The following is a 20142-nucleotide window of genomic DNA, read 5'->3' on the forward strand; positions in this document are numbered from 1 at the left end:
AGTTTGCGTAAATTTAAGGGGATGTCAGAGGAGAAAAAATGAAGATAGTATTTAAACCCGATGAAAAATCTGTAACATTTTCCGACTCCATCAATTTACTCGAGGCTGCATCACAAGCGGGAGTATTAATTAATGCCGCTTGTCATGGAGCTGGTACTTGCGGTAAGTGCAAAGTTCAAATCATAGATGGAAATCTCCCAGAACTCAGCCAGTCAGAAAAAAAAGCATTGACTGTCGAAGAAGTAGAGGCAGGTTTCAGGTTAGCCTGCAAACTAATGGTCAGCAGTGATTTAACGGTTTTAGTTCCTAATCTGGCCGGAGAGGGAAATCGCAAGAAAGAACTGACAAAACTGCCAGAGCATTTTAAACAGGATATTAAGATTAGCAAACAATATGTCAAGATAAAAAAGGCTTCGATGAAAAATCAGAAAAGTGATGTAAAACGTCTAGCAGAAGCTCTAAATATTTCTGAATTAATTGTAGAGCCGAAGCTTTTATCAACTGTGTCTAAGTCATTGAAACCTAAAAAGGCTGAAATTACTGCGGTTGTCAAAGACCACCGCTTAATCGCGGTTGAAGATGGTAATACAGAAGAAAAACATTTCGGCCTGGCTTTGGATATTGGAACAACTACAGTTGTTGGAATGCTTTATAACCTCCATTCAGGAGAAATGGTTGATGTAGAATCCCGGACAAATCCACAAAGCAATTTTGGTGCTGATGTAATTTCGCGTATTCAGTTTACCCGCGAAAGTGAGGAAAATCTTACATTTTTACAGAAGCGAATTATTCAATGCTTTAACGAAATGATTCAGATGTTTGCATTAAAAAACGATTTTGATCCGAATTGTATATATGATGTAACAGTAGTGGGTAATACGACTATGAGCCATTTATTTGAGGCAGTGGACCCAGAATCTTTGGCTAAAACACCTTTCGTTCCAGTTTATTGTCAAGGCGTTAATAATATAGCTGCCGACCTGGATTTACAGGTAAATCCGCTGGCAAATGTTTATTTCTTGCCCAATATTGCCGGTCATGTTGGTGCTGATATTGTTGCTGGGATGCTGGCTACAAATGTAAAAAATTTACCAGGTATAACGCTGGCTGTAGATATTGGTACAAACGGCGAGGTTTATCTGGCTAACGAAGGAAGCATTTCAACTTGTTCCACTGCAGCTGGTCCAGCTTTTGAAGGCGCGTGTATTCGTCATGGGATGCGAGCGGCAAAAGGTGCCATTGAAAAAGTATCATATCAAAGAGGCGATATTGTGGTTCAAACCATCGAAAATGCAGAGCCGGTTGGGATATGTGGTTCTGGATTAATCGATGCTGTTTCTGTGCTGATTGAACTTGAAATCATTGGCAAAAATGGTAAAATGATTTCTCAGGAAGAATGTAAATTAAAAAATTTACCAGAAATGATAACAAATCGTTTAATTCAGGCAGATGACGGTATGGCTTTCGAACTATACCAGAATAATGGTCGAACAATTATTCTTACGCAAAGTGACGTTAGAGAAGTACAATTGGCTAAAGCTGCCATTATGGCTGGAATGCAGACGTTATTAAAAGAAGAAGGCATTGAAACAAGCCAAATTGATAGAGTGCTTATTGCTGGGGCTTTTGGTAACTATATTGATAAGAAAAATGCTGTCACAATCGGACTTCTTCCAGATATTGGTTTAAAGAAACTGATCAGCGTAGGAAATGCTGCCGGGACTGGAGCTAGTATGGCATTATTGTCAGAAAAGGTCAGAAAAGAAGCAGAGTTTCTTTCAAAGTTTGTAAAACATATAGAGTTATCAGCCAGTCCATCATTTCAGGATGAGTATATGAATGCCATGTGTTTTTAGAAAGGATAAAAAATGAGCGAAAATTCAGAAAAAGTATTAAATAAGTTGGATGAACTGGACATCAAGTATTCGGTAGTAGAACATCCACCAGTTTATACATGTGAAGAACTGGAGAACTATATTACTGATTTATCAGGTGTTCACTGTAAAAATTTGTTTCTTAGAAACAAAAAAGGTAACCGCCACTTTTTGTTGGTTACTGACGAATCACGACAGATTAATATCAAAGAATTTGGAAAAAAAATCGATGTCAGCAATTTAAGTTTTGCATCAGCTGAGAGATTAATGAAACACCTGGGTGTTGAAACAGGTGCAGTTTCGGTTTTTGGCACATTGAATGACACTAAGAATCAGGTAGAAGTAATTATCGATCAGGCAATTATGAAAGAAGATTCTATTAATTGTCACCCAAATGATAATACAAAAACTATCTCTTTTTCTTCAGCTGATTTGAAAAAGTACTTGGATCAATGTAGCCAATCGGTTAAATTTATTACACTTTAATCATAGAACGGGGAAGTTTATGAAACTTATTTTATTAACTGGTTTTTTAGGGTCTGGCAAAACAACACTTTTAACAAATCTCTTGGAAGAATACAAAGACCGGAAAATTGGTGTATTAATGAACGAATTTGGTGATGTCGGAGTTGACGGAAAACTGATTGAAAATGATGATTTCAAATTAACGGAGATTAATAACGGATCAATATTCTGTGCTTGCTTGAAAGAGAATTTTATCCTTGGACTGGCAGAATTTTTAAAGTATGACCTGGAAATGGTTTTTGTCGAGTCATCAGGGGTATCGGATCCTTCCAATATGGGAGAAGTGTTAAACGTTGTAGAAAAATTGGCCAAAACGACCTATCAGTATCTTGGGTCAATTTGTATTGCGGATAGCCTGTTTTTTTCCAAACAGTATGAATTGATACCAGCTTTACATAAGCAAATTTACTATGCTGATGTAGTGGTGCTAAATAAAGTTGATCTTCAGAGTGCTGACTTGATTTTAGAGACTAAAAAAGCAATTCGAGAGATTAATCAGGATGCAACAATTATTGAGACAAGTTATTGTAAATTTCCCATCGACGAGCAAATCAGCAAAATGGAAGCGGCTCATATTGAAAAAGCCTGGACAGAATCTGGTAATACAGTTGAATCAAGGTTGGTGACAAAAGTATTGACGACAGATTCAGAAATACAATATGAAGCACTAAAAACTTTTCTGGATTTGGTTGCTGGCAACACCTATCGAATTAAAGGCTTTGCAAAAACCGATAAAGGGATTTTTGAAGTAAGTGGTGTTGATCAGCGAATTGAGTTAATTTCCTGGCCAAAGCCAATTGAAAAAACAGAGATAGTGATGATTTCCTCGATTGGGATTGGAATAATATCTAAAGTGACTTCTTGTTGGAAAGAGATGATGGAAGCAATTAAGATGAAAATAATCTAAAAAGAAACCTTCGATTTTTCGAAGGTTTCTTTTTAGATTAGCTATTTAGGAGCTCAAGGATTTCTTCTTTAGATTTTGCGCCTACTGATTTTTTGGTGATAACACCACCTTTTACAACTGCCAATGTTGGGATATTCATAACCATAAACTCCTTGGCTAAATCGGGTTCTTCATCGACATTAATTTTACCAACTTTTATAATAAATACTTCTTCAGCAATTTCTTCAATAATTGGTGATAAGATTTGACAGGGACCGCACCAAGGTGCCCAGAAATCGAGAAGAACCGGTTTGTCAGATTGGATGACTTCCATTTCAAAATTTTGACTGGTTATTTTAATTACACTCATATTTTTAACCTCCTGATTTTTATTTAATTATAACAAACTTCATTAAATATTAGTATATTTTTAAGAAATGACTAAACATTCTAAAGAAACATTGTTATAAAAAAAACAGCTGTACGTTTACATATATCTAGCTTGTAAAATATGCGAAAACCGCATTGACATAGGGTTTTCATAGTGCTATACTTTGGAATGTTTAAAGTACGAATATCAATGAAGATATCGCTGAGTTTTTAGACTCGTTATGTCAAAATCAAATGGCAATAGCAGACGGAGCCTAACCTGTTATTGCTATTTTTTATAGAAAAAATTATTTAGAAAGCCGTGAGGAAAAAATGTATAATTTTGATCAGTTACTTATTTTATTCAGCGCATTGCTGTTTCTAGTAGTAATGTTCAGTTTTATCAATGAAAAGACAGTTAAGCTGCCATATGAAATTGGACTGGTTGTGTTCGGGTTTTTGTTTGTTGTAGTCTATATTATTGCAAGGAATTTTAACCTGTTTATTATTCCAGAGGAAGTATTAGATCTTTATCGTGAATTTGATTTTAATGATTTTCTATTTAATGGAATTCTTTGTTTTATGCTTTTCAGTGGGGCGTCAAGAATTGAATTTGGCGATTTTAATAAAGATAAATTTTTAGTTGGCAGTATGGCAATTATTGGTACTTTAGTTTCAACGGTAATTTATGGTCTTTTATTTTATGGAATGGCTTATTTGATTAATGTGCATGTCAGTCTTCTGGAAGCCTGTGTTTTGGGTGCTATTGTGGCACCAACTGATCCGATCTCAGCGATGAGCATTTTAGCTAAAGCGGGCCTTCCCAAACGTATCGGACTGATAATTGAAGGTGAAGCTTTATTTAATGATGGGGTGGCGGTAGCAATTTTTGCAACCTTGATTACAGCTTTACGATTATCCGCTGACAGTGTATCTGTATTAGGTTTTCTGGAAGGTTTACTGACAGAACTATCAGGAGCGGTCGCTGTAGGTTTAATTATTTCTTTTCTTATGTTTGCAGTCTTTAAACGATCTACGGATAATTTTGTAAGAATTTTTACCAGTATCTTAACAGTAATGCTAGCTTATCTGCTTTGTGAATACTTTGGTTTTTCAGGACCGATTGCAGCGGTTATCTGTGGTCTTTATTATGCAACTGGAATTGGCGGTTTACAGCGAAAAAACCATGTTTGTATGAGCAAAGAACTGCACCAGCTCTTTTATTCATTTTGGTCAGTGGTTGATAACTTACTTAATGGGATTCTCTTTTTGCTTGTTGGTGTCTTATTGTTAAATATTAAAAATATTAATACTTTGTCAATTGGAATGCTTTTGATTGTTGGTATATGTTCAATTGTCTTTAATACTATTGCTCGTTATGTGGGAGTTTATGCTGCAATGATGTTCAATAGAAATCCACCGCCAGGAAAGGGGATGCGTAATTCAAAATTTCGTCTTTTCATGACCTGGGCTGGATTAAAAGGTGGGTTATGCTTGGCTTTGATTATGGGAACCAGCAATGTTATGTCTGCATCTACCTACAACTTATCGATAATTGCAGCATATTTTATCGTTTTATTTACAACTGTTGTTCAAGGTTTGACCGTTGGAAAAGGTTATTTATTATTAAACCGAAATAATGAAAAGGTCTTTATGCATTCAAAAAAAGAAGCAGCAGGCCATTCATATAAATAAAGATTAAACATAATATCCTCAAAAGTTTAAAATGCTTTTATAAATTAAAACCTGCATGGAAAATAAGTTAACTTATAATTCCATGCAGGTTTTTTAACATGCAGGAAAAAAGACTTGTCAACGTAGGATTATATGGACTAAAAAATTTCCAATAAAAACACCAAAAAATATTTTAAAATTACGAAAACATATTTGACAGGATAAAATTAAATGCATATAATATTTACAATGAAATCATTTTCATGCAAATAAAAATTTTTCAAGATTGTTTTGAATAACAGGAAAAATGTCGTTTATTTTGATGGAGATAAAAACAATCAACAGTCTAAAAATCAAATCACAAGAACATAATTAAAATGATTAAAAGGAGAGAAAAATGAATAATTGTAAATACCCTAATTTGTTTTCCCCGATTGTACTTGGTGATACCTTATTTCGCAACCGAATATTTGCTTCACCAACTGGTTACCAGAATATTAATGGTGACGGTTATTTAAACGATGGGGCCGCGGCATATTATGAGCGAAAAGCAAAAGGCGGTGTTGCCAGTGTAACCAGTTTTGAAGGCGTTGTTGACAAAGAATTAGGCAGAGGAGGCCGGGGTCATATCTGTCTGGATACGCCTGGTATTTCCAATAATCTTTCACGCCTGGCTTATGGAGTAAAAACTCATGGTGCCGTTGCTTCCCTGGAGCTTCAGCATACAGGTATGTTTGCAAATCGTGATCTGTCTTTTTTTGGAGCATCTTCAAATGGTATTGCTTATGGTCCGGTTGCTTGTGAATTAGATGGTCGAGAAATTCTGCCAATGGACGAAGAGATTATAGAGAGAACAATTAAAAAATATGTTGAGGGTGCAGTGCTGGCTAAAATGAGCGGCTTTGGGATGGTAACCATTCATGCAGGTCATGGATGGCTTTTGCACCAGTTTTTATCACCGCTTACCAATACTAGAAAGGATAAGTGGGGGGGCAAGGATGTTGAGAATCGTGCCCGATTACTGGTTACCATTTGTGACTCGATTAAGCAAGCACTGGGAAAAGGTTTCCCCATTGAAGTTAGAATGAGTGGATCAGAGTGTTATAGCGGTGGTTTTGGAATTGAAGATGGTATTGCTATTGCCAAACAGATTGACGGACATTGTGACCTCATTCATGTATCAGCCGGTAATCATGAAATTGAAGAAGTTTTCCCTGTTACCCACCCAAGTATGTTTCTCGAAGATGGTTGTAATGTAAAATATGCGGCGGAAATCAAAAAGCACGTTAAAACACCTGTTGCAACAGTTGGGGCTCTTTCTGATCCTGATTTAATGGAAGAAATCATTGCTTCAGGAAAGGCTGACGTGGTCGAAATGGCAAGAGGGCTTTTATGTGATCCGGATTTTGCTTTAAAAGCCCGTACCGGGAATGAAGATCAGATCGTAAAATGCATGCGTTGTTTATCCTGCTTTTCCAGTGAAATGGTAAACGGTGAACCTTATTGTGCGTTGAATCCGGAAACAGGACGAGAACTGGAAATGAAATATGGGATGGCTGTGCCGCTTAAAAAGAAAGTATTAGTTGTCGGTGGTGGTATTGGCGGAATGCAGGCAGCGCTAACAGCCTTAAATCAAGGACATGAAGTTATTTTATGCGAGCAGAATAATCGTTTGGGTGGAGTGCTGCGTTGCGAAGAGAATGTAAGCTTTAAGAAAAATCTGGATTATTATCTGGATCAGCAAGCAAAAAAAGTAATGGAGTCACCAATCGATTTAAGACTCAATACAAAAGTTACGCCTGAGTATATTAATGATTTGGATGTTGATGTTACAATAGGGGCTTTAGGCGCTGAACCAGTAAAACCGGGAATTAAGGGCATTGAAAAAAGCCATGTGCTTTGTGCTCAGGATGCCTATCAGTCCATTTCAGAAATCGGGGAAAAGGTATTGATTATTGGCGCTGGATTAGTTGGTGTTGAACTGGGTCTTCATCTGATTGCCAGTGGGAAAGAAGTCGATATAATAGAAGCAACGGATCATATTAATGATGGCGGCAATTTTCTTCATATGCTTGGTTTAAAAGTCGAGATAGAAAAAAGAGACTTGCGAATTCATTATAACGCCTGTGTTGAGGAAATAGGTGATGAAGCAGTCACCGTTAAAATTGGCGATGAAATCAGAGAATATGCGGCTGATACTGTAATCTATGCGGTGGGACAGAAACCGCGCCGGGATGACGCACTGGCACTTAATTTTTCAGCTCCTGAATTTTATATGGTAGGGGATTGTATTGCGCCAAGGGATATTACCAGTGCCAATACGGAAGCATTTATGACAGTCAGAAATATTGGTAGAATTTAGTAAACTAAAAAGAAATGAAAAGCCGACAAAGAAAATTTGTCGGCTTTTCACCTTTTGTGCTTATAAATCGAGAGCAGCATTATAGCCGCCAGTTGTCGCAGTATATAAGGTACCTTTAGAAGATGTGCAATCGCCGATTAAAAAGACATTGTCGATTAGATTGGAGAATTTTGAGACTTCCAGCAGTTTTGGTTTAACACCCAGTGAAAGGACCAGTGTGTCATAAGATAGCGTTTTTTCTGAACCTTTTGATTCAACGATCAATTTTTGGTCCAATGCCTTAATGAGTTTATGATTAGATAGAATTAGGGCACCTTCTTTTTTAAGTAATTTCAGTAGTGCTGTCATCGGGATAGGGGAGGATTTAAGCATTTCTGTTTCACTAACCATTTCCACGATAGTTACTTTTTTTCCTTTGCGAAGAAGAGAAAGGGCTGTTTCGCATCCAGTCAAGCCGCCACCAGCAACAATTACTTCATTTCCTGTTTCCTCTAACCCACTTTCTACATCTCCAGCCCAGAGAATATTTGAGCCATCGAGTCCTGGAATAGGAGGGATATTTGATTCAGCACCGACGGCAACAATCAGAGCATCCGGATTTTCGGCAAGAACCTTTTCAGGAGTTGCTTCAGTAGCCATTTTAAGAGTAATATTAGGATGTCGGCTGGTCATCCGAACTGTCCATTCCAGATATTTTTTTAGATCAGCCTTAAAATCGGGAGTAGTGGCAAGTCGTAAAACACCACCCAACTGATCACTTTTTTCGAATACTACCACCTGATGACCGGAATCAGCTGCTCTACGGGCTGCTTCCAGGCCTGCAGGCCCACCGCCAACAATTACAACTTTTTTTTGCTGACAAAATGTATCAACTGTGTTCAGTTCCAGCTCCCGACCGGCTTTGGGGTTGACTGCACAGGCTATACGCAGCGGTTCAAAGCCGTGGGTACGATTTAAGCATAAAACACACCGGATACAGGGACGGATCGTTTCTTCCAGTCCACATCGGGCTTTATTCACACTGTCAGGATCGGCAATGACTGTTCGGATCATAGCACAAATATCGGCTTCATCATTATTTATGATGTCAGCAGCCAGATCCATATCAATTGATCCTACTGTAGTCACAGGTATGGTAATTCCTTCTGCACCTTTGATACTTGCGGCAAAATGGGCATTATAACCGCGTTTAAGATAGGTAGGTTGAGTCGTAAAGGGGACCATCTCATCATCCAGCAAAAGACCGGCAGAGATATGAACAAGATCAATTTTATCCTGAATGATTTTTATAAATTCAATCGTGTCTTGTAGTTCGACACCACCAGGAATCAGTTCAGAGGCACTTAAACGAAATTCAATTGCTAACTTATTACCAACCCTGTCTCTAATTGAATCCAGTAATTCACAGGCAAATCTGGCTCGATTTTCAAGACTACCGCCATATTCATCTGTTCGATGATTAAAAAGTGGTGAAAAGAAATTACTAACCAATATACCATGACCACCGTGGATTAGGATCATATCCATTCCAGCCTTCAAAGCCCGTTCTGCAGCATCAGTAAACAGGTTAATCCAGCCTTTAATGTCAGCATGAGTCATTACATCTATAGGAGACATTCCTTCTTCAGGTAAATCGTGACCCATAGCAAAACCAGCCAGTTCGATTGATGCTTTTGCGCCATATCTGTGGACAGAATCTGCAAGGACAGCAAGACCGGGAATCACGCTGTTACTGCCAATATTTAAACAAAAACCACTAGTATGTTCAAAAGGTGGCGTAACCATGGAAATACCTACCGTCACAATGCCGGCTCCGCCTTTGGCTAGTTCTCGTGACCACTCTATTAGTTCTGGTGTGACCAGGCCTTCTGAATCGGCCAGACGGGGAGCCGCAGGCGAAGTTTCGATACGATTTTTAACGACCATATTACCAATTTGAATGGGTGAAAATAATTTTTCGAATTTTGGGTTCATTGATACCTCCAATTATGCTGGCTGCTATGAGCCTTTTTTTTAGTTTAACAAAGGCTATTAACGTTTACAATGGCAGTATATTAAAAACAAGGTATCAGTATTTGTTGAATATTACAAAATTATATTGAAAAAATTCAGGTGAAATCTAGCTGATTACAATGAAAAATATGAGTTATGAGGGACTAAAAGATTTCTGTCTTGTGAGGTTTAGAAAATACATATCATTTTGATTGAAAAATGAAAGAATGTTTAAAAACTATTTCTGAGCTGCTGTCCATTAAATGGAAGCAGCCAGTTCAGCATATTCAGATACAAATGCTTCAACATACTCTTTAATTTCGTCGCGAAGGGATCTCATTTGTTCCAGACGTTCATCGTGCGGTCCAGTAAAGATTTCTGGATCATGCAGATTCCAGTTGATATTTTTTAAGGTCAGTGGAAAGATGGGACACCGCTGTCCGTTTATTTCATCGCAAACTTTAACAACCATCGCGTATCGACGACCTTCATTGAAATAATCAAAAACAGAATGAGTCTGATTGTCTGATAAATCATATCCAATTTCCGACATTGCTTCTACCATTATCGGATTTAGGGGAGCAGGTTCAAGACCGGCACTCTCAGCAAGAAAATCTTTGCCACCGATTTGTTTTAAAAAGGCTTCTGCCATCTGACTTCTAGCTGAGTTATGAACACATACAAATAGTACTTTTAACATAGAACGTTCCTCGCATTTTCGTTTTTTTTAAAACTAGCACAAGATGTATTTAGAAAAAAGAGAAGTTGTGTTAAATCTAATATATCTTTTGAATGCTGAAATAAAACAAAATTGATTTTTATTAGAAATACAGGGTATGAAATGAATAATCTTGTTTTTTACTCTAGATAAAAGACCATTCACAGAAGTCAGGAGACGGCTATGAAAAAAGTAATAAAAGAAAGTCTTGAACTAAGAAAATTATCTGCAATGGATTTGACGCAGTTTAACGATATTTTAAGATATGCGTTTCAGGTTACAGACGAGCAATTGCAAAAGGTTGGATGGAAACAGAATGAAATTAAACGTTCGAAATTTCCTATTCTTGAGAAAGCAGATGTACTTGGCTGGTTTGAACAAGGTAAGCTGGCAGCACAAATCGCAGTTTATCCCCTTGAGGTTAATATAACTGGAAATATATATAAAATGGGATATATTACTGGAGTAGCTACTTATCCTGAATATATGGGTATGGGATTAATGTCTGCGTTGATGCAGGAGAGTCTAGAGAATATGTATAAAAGAAAGCAGCATATATCATTTCTTTATCCTTTTTCCCATCCCTTATATCGTCATAAAGGGTGGGAAGTCGTCTCCGATAAAATGACCTTTACTGTTTTGGATCATCAGCTGCCAAAAAATATTGAGGTGGCTGGGCGTATTAAAAGGGTATCCGAAAGCTCCGAAGACTTGATTGCCTTACATGATAAATTTGCCAGGCAAACCCATGGATGTCTTGTTCGAAATGAACTGGTATGGGAGGAGTACTGGCGTTGGGATGTTGAAGATGTGACCGTGGCGATTTATTACAGTACAGATGAACAAGCGCTTGGTTATCTGGTTTATTTAATCGAGAATGATGTGTTCCATGTTAAAGAAATGGTCTATTTAAATCAGGAAGCAAGAAAAGGTCTTTGGGGATATATTGCTGCGCATGAATCGATGATAAAGGAAGTGGTTGGCAGCAATTACTATAATCATACCGTCTCATTTTTATTTGGAGACAGCGATATGAAAGAAACGATTCGGCCATATATAATGGCAAGGATTGTTGATTTTCAGGGATTTATCAGTGAGTATCAATTTACTGAACCAGAAATTGATGAAAACATTACTTTTCAGATTAAGGATGAAGTACTTCAATGGAACAACAGATCCTTCACATTAAGATTTATCGGGGGGAGAGCGGATCTTATACTCGATCAGATATCAGAGAATGTTGTTGAGGTTGATATCGGAATTCTAACTTGTATGTTATTGGGATACAAACGGCCAACTTATCTCCTTCAGATAGAAAGGATTGTGGCCAATAAAAAAACAGTGTCTATCCTTGAACGTATTATTCCAAACGAGAAAGTATATTTTTCAGACTACATTTAAAAAAAGATTTTATTGACGTATTTTTTAAAATTTTAGAAGGCATTATGGAGGAATTATGATTTATGGATTGACAAGAAATCAGCAGATTGCAACATCAAATATGAATATCGAAAGTGGCAGGGAGGTGAGAGAAAAAATAAGTTTTAAGGACCAGTCGGTATTCAATGCGGTAGAACGAGATCCGGTTGCGATGATTGAGAGCCAGAATAACATCAGAATTCCGGAACTCATTCCCTTGCGACATAAAAAAATGGCTTCATCACCCTTCTCGTTTTTTCGGGGCACAGCTTTGTTGATGGCACATGACTTGTCAAAACAGGCTCAGACAGGCATTCATGCTATTATTTGTGGTGATGCACATATTGGGAATTTTGGCTTTTTTGCATCTCCTGAACGGCGGTTGATCTTTGATCTCAATGATTTTGATGAGGCTGCACCTGGTCCATGGGAATGGGATTTAAAACGTTTCCTGACAAGTATTATATTAGTTGGTCGAGAACAGGATATGAGTGAAAATAGAATCAGGGAAATATGTCTCGAAGCGGCCAAGCATTACCGAAATGGATTGTCATTGATGCTTTCAATGAGTTCCCTTGAACGATATTTTTTAATTGGTGATGAGGTGTTGTTTTTGGACAGCTTTTCTAAATCATCGCGAGCAGATTTTGAAAAGATAATCGATAAAGCCAAAACTAGAACTTCAGATCAGGTAATCAATAAAATGACTGAAACAGACCAGTTTGGACGTCGGATTTTCATTGAAAAACCACCGATAGTTGAACGGGTCAAAAACGATTTAATGGATAAAGTGGAAAGTTGTTATAAGGAGTATTTAAAAAATGTGCGTCCGGATATTGGGGTATTATTATCTCAGCATATTCCAACCGATATTGCCAGAAGAGTTGTGGGTGTTGGGAGTATTGGAACCAGATGCTATTTACTGGTTCTGACCTGTGAAGACGAAAGTCATCTGGTATTACAAATTAAGCAGGCTTCAGACTCAGCTGTTAGCTGCTATTGTCAGAAAAATTTCACGACTCCTGAAACGATGGAGCATGGCCTGGGAAATGGATATCGGGTGGTCAGTCATCAACAGATGCTTCAGGCGGTTTCTGATCCATTTTTAGGTTATTTTACCAGTAAAGATGGATTTGATTTTTATGTACGTCAATTTAGGGATATGAAAGGAACGGTAAAACTTGACGAACTGGATACGGACACATTTAAAGAATATGCCAGAAACTGCGCAATAGTTCTAGCTCGAGCCCATGCCCAAAGTCCATATGCAAATTGGATTAAAGGGTATATGGGAGAAAGTGACGAGTTTGATCATGCAATTTATGAGTGGAGTCGGGCTTATTCTAATCAAGTTCGAGAAGATTATAAGACTTATGTAAATACTCTAGGACTTGGAACGGAAAAATAATCAATTAAAATAATAAAAACCCTTAAAAGTGTCGCAGCTTTTAAAGGGTTTTTATTATGTTGATCCAAGAGACAAAAAAGTTCTTTTCAGTTCATTTTATTTTAAAGGAGTGGATTGGACTGAAAGAAATTGAAAAGAAAGTAAAAGATAAATATAATTGAATTATACAGGGTGATTGCTAGATTGTCAAGTATGAAACGTTATAAAAATAAATGAAAAGAAACATAAAGTGTTTTAACTTTTAGCATAGAGTTGCTTATTCAATAATAGTATAGGCAGAAATTTTTCCTCCTATGAATTTACAAACGATTACATTCTATTTACCTTGAAAAGCTTTAATGGTTTTGATAGAATACATCTATTGGTGTTTGAAAGGTTTCGAATTAGCAATGGCGCTAAAACTTCGAGGAGTTTTTGCGCCCTTTTTTTGCCAAAACTACGCAAATAGAGTTTTTGACGGAATTGCTCGTTTGCCGATCAGATATTTAGTATTCATTTTTAGGAGGTAGAAATGACAGAAGCAACTTATTTTTTTCTGTCGCTGGCAATTTTTATCGGTGTTTATGTTCTAATTATAATGGACAAATTGGATCGGACATTGGTCGCGCTGGCAGGCGGTATGTTGATGATTTTTTTGCAAATTATCAATCAAAAGGATGCGATTGGTGCGATTGATTTTGATACCCTGGCTTTGCTGATTGGAATGATGATGATTGTCATGGTAATGCGGCGAACTGGAATTTTTGAGTATCTGGCAATCAAAATGTTAAAAATTTCCAAGGCTGATCCGCAAAAACTGATTATTTTGCTTTCGCTGATTACAGGTATTTTATCCGGATTATTAGACAATGTTACAACGATCATGCTGATAATACCAGTGACATTAAGCGTCGCTAAAGATCTGCGTCTAGATCCGATTCCTTTTATTATTGCTGAGATTTTTTCATCTAATATTGGAGGAACTGCAACTTTGATAGGCGACCCTCCCAATATTATGATTGGTAGCGCAATGGATCTTTCTTTTAATGATTTCTTAATTAACAACGCTGTTATTGCTTTGCCGATTTTGATTGTCACTTCATTTTTGTTTTCATTATTATACAAACGTATTTTAGTAGCAGATGAAACAGTTAAGCAAAAACTCCTGGAAGTTGATGAATCGGATGCAATTCATGATCCTGTACTATTGAGAAAGAGTCTGGTAATTTTTGTTCTGGTCATATTAGGTTTTATTTTTAACGGATTTATACATGTAGAATCAGCAACGATTGCCTTGACTGGAGCTGTGGCTTTGATCTTTTTATCTGGTATTTCATCGGAAGAAATATTTATTGAAGTTGAGTGGAAAACAATCTTCTTTTTTATTGGACTGTTTATTCTAGTTGGAGGTATAGAAGCGACGGGTGTTATTGAAATGTTGGCTGAAGAGGTTCTTTATCTTACAGGTGGTGATATTTTCAGTACTTCAATATCAATTTTATGGGTATCTGCTCTCGCATCTGCATTTATTGATAATATTCCTTTTGTTGCAACGATGATACCGATGATCACGGATATGGGGATTTTATCGGGAATGGACGTATATCCACTGTGGTGGGCATTGTCAATTGGAGCTTGTTTGGGTGGAAATGGAACAGTTATTGGAGCAAGTGCAAATGTTGTTGCGATTGGGCTGGCAGAAGGACAGGGTTATAGAATATCATTTGGAAATTACTTTCGGGTTGCCTTTCCTTTTATGATTATGACAGTCTTTGTTGCAATGATTTATATCATACTGCGTTTTCTCATTTGATAAATAGCAGCTTCTTAATTTTGCGTTTGGAAGCTGCTTTTTTGTACTTCTTTTCGGTTTTATTCGTGAGAAGAAAAATAGTTTAGATTTCAATCTGGTTTTATTGTATTTTTTCATGGGCTTATTTTGTTGCTACATTATCTGATAGTTACTTTACATGTGCAGTAATGAATTGATTGATAATTATTTTGATAGCCAAATTAATACGGCGATAAGAATTTTGTGGCTACTGATTGGAAGGATTTTGTATTATTTCAGGAGAATAAGGAACGACCAGGTTTCTGCCGTTGTCTTTAGCATCTTTAAGCGCTTGATTCGCGTTTTTTAGTGAATCAAGGCAGTCCCCACCAGTATAAAGCGCAGTGCCTATTGAAATTGTGATAGGGCAGATACCATTGATTGAACGCTCAACAGCATTGCGGATTCGTTCAGCAACCTGAACAACCTGGTCAGCAGGACAATCAAACAGAATGGCTGCAAATTCCTCCCCACCCCAACGGATAACCAAATCTGATCCACGCAGACTATTACGAATGCAGTCAGCGACAAATTGGAGAATTCGATCACCATTATCATGTCCGTAATTATCATTAACACTTTTAAAATTGTCGATATCCATGACCAAAACGCCTATTTCATCACTCATAAAAGAGATATCATGAGACTTGCCCATTAGTTGATCGAGTTTTCGACGATTAAAAACCTTAGTTAAGGGATCATGTATGAGTGCAAATGCCAATTTTCGTTCTGTTATATAATGGCGATAATAAAATTGAGCAAAGATAATAGTCAGTCCAGATAGCACTACAATTGTCAATACAAAAAGTAAGAGTGTACTGGCTGATGTTTCAAGGTTGAGAAGATAATCTGATAGAAAAAAGTCGCCTACTAACATGAGGTTGGCAAAAACGGCGTAAAATACCGGAGTGGAAAAGGAAGCCAACAATAAAACGAATCCGGTAATCAGAAAGACTTCATTTAAAATAGAATGTTGAAATTGAACATATGAAATTAATATATTTCCAAGAATAAGAGTATGGATGGTCGCAAAAGATAAGACAGACATAATTTTAAAATTTCGGGTTTTATAATAAGTTACAAACACCACTGATAAAGGGATAACAAAAAGAAACCGAAGCAGAAAATTGAGCGATAAAAACGTTCCTGAAAGCTTCCAGTCAGAGAACACCATCAGGAAATATAACAATGATGCTAGTGTTAATACGCCTAAATTTAAGTGTCGATAATAATTGTATTTTGCCTGATAGAAATCATTTCTGGCATTTTCAGGAAGGTTAAAAAAAACATTCATCCATAATTCTCCTCTTTTCATGAAATAAAGAATGATTTTATATTTTATTACAATATATCATAACATAAACTCACACTGATTTCTATTAGACTTCAAACGAAAAAGGCCACGAAGAATGCTTCTAAACAGATTTCTTCGTGGCTCACTTTTGTTAGGCCAAAATAGATTTATATTAGGGTTTCAATATCATTAAGCAGGTCCGTCCGATTATTAGGAAGTAGTATTTCAATCCAGCCAGCAGCACCTGGAGCAATCTCATAAGGATTAAAATAAATAACTAGTCCACTTTATCGAGAGTGAATTAATAATCGACCTTTTTATTTGGAGCCTCTGTCATACTAACAATTGCCTGCTGTTTTTTCTGGATTCCGCTATTGTTGTCAACTTTTGAGCTGGTTTCCCAAAACCCCAAAGCAGTTGTAGCAAAGATCCCACCAAAAATAATCAGGAATACAATAAATGATAGAATGGCAGGTTTTATTTTCACAACATTATTTTTTGCAGCAATTTGCAGATCAAGGGTATCAGTTTTAGGGCAGTTGGCGCTAGAAGTGCATTTCATACAACTGATGCAATTGAGATTAGAGACAATTTCATTCTGACAAACATTTATTTGCATAGGACAAATTCTAGTACATTTTTTGCAATCGATACATGTATCGGTATTTCTTTTCAATTTAAAAATTCTGATCTTATTAAAAAGTCCTAAAATGGCGCCATAAGGGCAGGCATATTTGCACCAGGGCCGTTCAACAAAAAGCGATAAAATAATGATCGTTAAAAGCAGTATCAGTGCCTGAGTGGCAACAGTGCCAGTCCAGAATTTGAAAAGAGCATGATAAGGGTCTAGGTTAATAAAGAGAAGAGTTCCCGATTGGGCGGTTATGTATAATACCCAGGCTAGGACGAAATAGCGGAAGAATCGCAGAATATTATGAATATTCTGGGGTATAAATTTATTATACTTTTTTTTGAACAGTTTTTTTCCAAGTAGTCCTATCAACTCCTGAAATGAACCCAGCGGGCAGACCCAACCACAAAAAACAGGTCCGAAAAAAAGTGCCAATAAAAAAATAAGGCCCATTAGAATCAATGAAGAGCCAGCAACCTTTTCGATAAGCATTCCAGAAATTATAAAAGAATAAAGTGTTTCTACGCCACCAAATGGACAAAGAGCATGAAGCGATGCTGTTGCTAGAATTGGGATACCCAAACCAATTTGCGATAGTGTTTTATTGACAGAGATTAATGCAATCAGAATAAAGAAGAAGATTTGAGTTATTAATCTGTAATTAAAGTTCTTTTTCATAAATACCTCCAATTAATATTTCATTTGTATTATAGAATTATGACGTGACAATTTAGTGTCAAAAAATTAAATTGATTAAATAGAGTGCAAAAAGTTGAAGTGTATTATATAATTGTGCATATATTTAATTTTTTATAATGAAATTAGTAATATGTTATATATTAAGCATTTAGAGAGTTGGGATGAGGTTATGAATAATCACAGAATCAGCGATTTTTTCAAACTAAAAATATTAAAAAAATTTGAGGATGACGAAACGATCATCACCCTCAAGATTTTAAAAAACAGGATTTATGCAATCTTGTCATTGCTGATAGTTATTTTTAGCGGACCAGTTCTTTTTTATGGAGCTTATCTTTTTTATCAGAATGGTCAACATTTATTTGCGTTTTTGGAGATTTTAGTTTATCTGGTTATTAGTTTGTCCGTTTTTTTACCTGCTATCAGAGTTTCTGTAAAAAAAATAATTCTGGTAATGTGCACATATTTTTTTAGTCTTATTCTGCTTTTTAACACCGGTCCAATGGGGGCTGGCATGATTAGTATTATTATGGCTTTTGTTTTATCTACAACACTACTTGATAAAAGACAGAACATTATATTTTTTATAGTCAATTTTCTGATTTCTGTAATTATAACAGTTTTTTTATATACAGGTTTGTTAGACGATTTTGCTATTGCCTACTATGACAGTTACTGGTTGATCAATATACTGACATTACAACTAGTTTTGTTGGGCCTTACAATTTTTCATCATATGATTTATGAAGGGTTGGAAAAACAGACAAAAGAAATTATCAAGTCAAAAGAAGAATTGGCAGCAAGCGAAGAAAATTTTCGGGTTCTGGCTGATACGACAGTGGACGTTATCTGGGTGTATAATATTGATTTAGAACGTTTTGTCTATATTAGTCCGTCAATTACAACGTTTAGGGGTATAAGTGTTGAAGAAGCGTTGGAAGAAACACTTGAAGAAACCATTCTTCCGGAGTTTAGAGAACCAATTCGAGAAGAAATTGCTAAAACGCTAAAGGAGTTTAAACAAAATCCAACCGATCCAAAATGCTATATCAACGAGGTTCAGCAGCCTAATAAAGATGGTGGTACGATCTGGATTGAAACAGCTTCAAGATACCGCTACAATAAAAAGGGAGAAATTGAAATTGTTAGTTCCAGTCGAAATATTATGGAGCGTAAACAAAAGGAAGCTGAAATTGAGTATCTGGATGTTCATGACCCGTTAACCGATTTGTATAATCGAAAAATTTTGATGAAACGGATGTTGAATGAAGAACCATTTTCGTCAGTAATTAGTATAAATATTGATAACTTTCGAGTAATAAACGAAGAATTGGGACATAAAGAAGGGGATCGGATTTTAAGGGATATAGCCATTAAAATTGAAACTGCGGTTAATAATCGCGGCACTGTTTATCGTGCTGGTGGCGATGAGTTTGTTGCAGTTATTAAACTGACTGATGAAAAAGGCGTTTTTAAAGTAGCTGAAGAAATTAATAAAGCTATTTCCACGCAATTTATGTCAGGAAAAAGGCTCTTGTTTTTGACTGCTTCACTGGGAATCAGCCTGGGTAAGAAAAATGCGGTTTTATCTGAGACAGTTAGAGAAGCAGATGCAGCGTTATATGTCGCTAAAAAAGAAAAAAATAGAATTCTTTTATACCAACCTTCGATGGAGAAAAGGAGAAGCTGGGAAGCAATTATTGAAAAGGAGCTAAAAACAGCCCTTGAAAATAATGAGTTTGAAATCGTCTATCAGCCAATTTATGATTTGAAGGAAGATAAATTTAATCATGCTGAAGCTTTGCTGCGTTGGAATCATCCTGAGTATGGCCTGATTTCTCCAGTTGATTTCATTCCAGTTGCTGAAAAAATACGTCTTATTATCCCGATTACAAACTGGATCATTAAAAAAGTATGCTTTCAAAGTAAAATCTGGCAAAATGTCGGACTTCATGATATGGTAATTGGGATTAATATCTCATTGTTATCGTTTGAGAATCGCGGAACAGAATTGATGGATGCAGTTGAAAATGGAATTCAGGAAGCAGATATTAAACCGACTTCGATAAAATTGGAGATTACTGAGAGCTGTCTGATTAGAGATACAAAAGAGTTAATCAAAACTTTTAACCAGATCAAGAAAATTGGCGTTCAGCTGGCGTTAGATGATTTTGGAACCGGCTATTCTTCCTTTGGCAGTTTGAAGGATTTTCCTTTTGATATGATCAAACTGGATCGCTCTTTGATTAGTAATATTGAACAGGATAAACGAGAGGAGCAAATTGCCAGAGCATTGATTACCATTATTCATAGTTTGAATATTCTGGTGGTAGCAGAAGGCATTGAAACGCGTCAGCAGTTTGAGATCTTAAAGAATATGAATTGTGATTATATTCAGGGCTTCTATTTTAGCCAACCATTGATGCCGGATGATTTGAATTCATACTGCAAAAAAAAATAATTGAAGCGAAGACGAATGCA

14 protein-coding genes are annotated in these 20142 nt (G+C 36.5%); 9 read left to right on the forward strand and 5 right to left on the reverse strand.

The genetic code is table 11. From position 1 onward, the window contains the following. Nucleotides 1–38: 38 nt before the first annotated feature. From Q5O24_05450 to Q5O24_05460, 3 genes are read left to right on the forward strand one after another with little or no spacing between them, the layout of a single operon-like run. Nucleotides 39–1856 (forward strand): ASKHA domain-containing protein, encoded by a 1818-nt coding sequence (locus tag Q5O24_05450; protein WKY48763.1) that lies wholly within the window; start codon nt 39–41, stop codon nt 1854–1856. 12 nt (nt 1857–1868) lie between these two features. Beyond that, nucleotides 1869–2360: a prolyl-tRNA synthetase associated domain-containing protein gene (locus tag Q5O24_05455; GenBank protein ID WKY48764.1), complete on the forward strand. Its 492-nt coding sequence runs from the start codon at nt 1869–1871 to the stop codon at nt 2358–2360. 19 nt (nt 2361–2379) lie between these two features. Continuing rightward, a complete protein-coding gene (locus tag Q5O24_05460; protein ID WKY48765.1) occupies nt 2380–3306 on the forward strand; it encodes a GTP-binding protein in 927 nt (308 codons plus the stop codon). Nucleotides 3307–3343: 37 nt separating this feature from the next. Here the strand turns inward: Q5O24_05460 and trxA are convergent, their stop codons facing one another. Further along, nucleotides 3344–3655, reverse strand: a complete 312-nt coding sequence (gene trxA, locus Q5O24_05465) for a thioredoxin (protein ID WKY48766.1) — start codon at nt 3653–3655, stop codon at nt 3344–3346. A gap of 332 nt (nt 3656–3987) precedes the next feature. On the opposite strand from trxA, the gene Q5O24_05470 reads away from it, so the two are divergent. Together Q5O24_05470 and Q5O24_05475 are read left to right on the forward strand one after the other, a co-directional pair. Continuing rightward, complete coding sequence (locus Q5O24_05470) at nt 3988–5349, forward strand: cation:proton antiporter (GenBank protein ID WKY48767.1); 1362 nt, start codon at nt 3988–3990, stop codon at nt 5347–5349. A 376-nt stretch (nt 5350–5725) separates the two neighbouring features. Further along, the gene (locus Q5O24_05475) at nt 5726–7690 is read left to right on the forward strand and encodes an FAD-dependent oxidoreductase (protein ID WKY48768.1); all 1965 of its coding nucleotides are present in this window, start codon (nt 5726–5728) and stop codon (nt 7688–7690) included. 60 nt (nt 7691–7750) lie between these two features. Here Q5O24_05475 and Q5O24_05480 read toward each other — a convergent pair whose 3' ends face one another. Together Q5O24_05480 and Q5O24_05485 are read right to left on the reverse strand one after the other, a co-directional pair. Further along, complete coding sequence (locus tag Q5O24_05480) at nt 7751–9664, reverse strand: NAD(P)/FAD-dependent oxidoreductase (protein ID WKY48769.1); 1914 nt, start codon at nt 9662–9664, stop codon at nt 7751–7753. 277 nt (nt 9665–9941) lie between these two features. Continuing rightward, nucleotides 9942–10382: an arsenate reductase ArsC gene (locus Q5O24_05485; GenBank protein ID WKY48770.1), complete on the reverse strand. Its 441-nt coding sequence runs from the start codon at nt 10380–10382 to the stop codon at nt 9942–9944. Between the two features lie 201 nt (nt 10383–10583). Here Q5O24_05485 and Q5O24_05490 point away from each other — a divergent pair, with 201 nt between their 5' ends. The 3 genes from Q5O24_05490 to Q5O24_05500 all read left to right on the forward strand — a co-directional run bounded on the left by Q5O24_05490 (nt 10584) and on the right by Q5O24_05500 (nt 15019). Then, nucleotides 10584–11801 (forward strand): GNAT family N-acetyltransferase, encoded by a 1218-nt coding sequence (locus Q5O24_05490; protein ID WKY48771.1) that lies wholly within the window; start codon nt 10584–10586, stop codon nt 11799–11801. Nucleotides 11802–11856: 55 nt separating this feature from the next. Next, nucleotides 11857–13227 carry a DUF2252 domain-containing protein gene (locus Q5O24_05495; GenBank protein ID WKY48772.1) on the forward strand — a complete coding sequence of 457 codons (1371 nt, stop codon included), beginning with the start codon at nt 11857–11859 and terminating at the stop codon, nt 13225–13227. A gap of 511 nt (nt 13228–13738) precedes the next feature. Then, nucleotides 13739–15019, forward strand: a complete 1281-nt coding sequence (locus Q5O24_05500) for an ArsB/NhaD family transporter (GenBank protein WKY48773.1) — start codon at nt 13739–13741, stop codon at nt 15017–15019. A 226-nt stretch (nt 15020–15245) separates the two neighbouring features. Here the strand turns inward: Q5O24_05500 and Q5O24_05505 are convergent, their stop codons facing one another. Further along, nucleotides 15246–16331 carry a diguanylate cyclase gene (locus tag Q5O24_05505; protein ID WKY48774.1) on the reverse strand — a complete coding sequence of 362 codons (1086 nt, stop codon included), beginning with the start codon at nt 16329–16331 and terminating at the stop codon, nt 15246–15248. A 301-nt stretch (nt 16332–16632) separates the two neighbouring features. Further along, entirely contained in the window at nt 16633–17640 is a 1008-nt protein-coding gene (locus Q5O24_05510; protein WKY48775.1) for a 4Fe-4S binding protein, read from the reverse strand. Nucleotides 17641–17830: 190 nt separating this feature from the next. Between Q5O24_05510 and Q5O24_05515 the strand changes: the two genes are divergently transcribed. After that, entirely contained in the window at nt 17831–20122 is a 2292-nt protein-coding gene (locus Q5O24_05515; GenBank protein ID WKY48776.1) for an EAL domain-containing protein, read from the forward strand. Nucleotides 20123–20142: the final 20 nt, after the last annotated feature.

Source organism: Eubacteriaceae bacterium ES3, assembly GCA_030586155.1.
Classification (GTDB): domain Bacteria; phylum Bacillota; class Clostridia; order Eubacteriales; family Eubacteriaceae; genus Acetobacterium.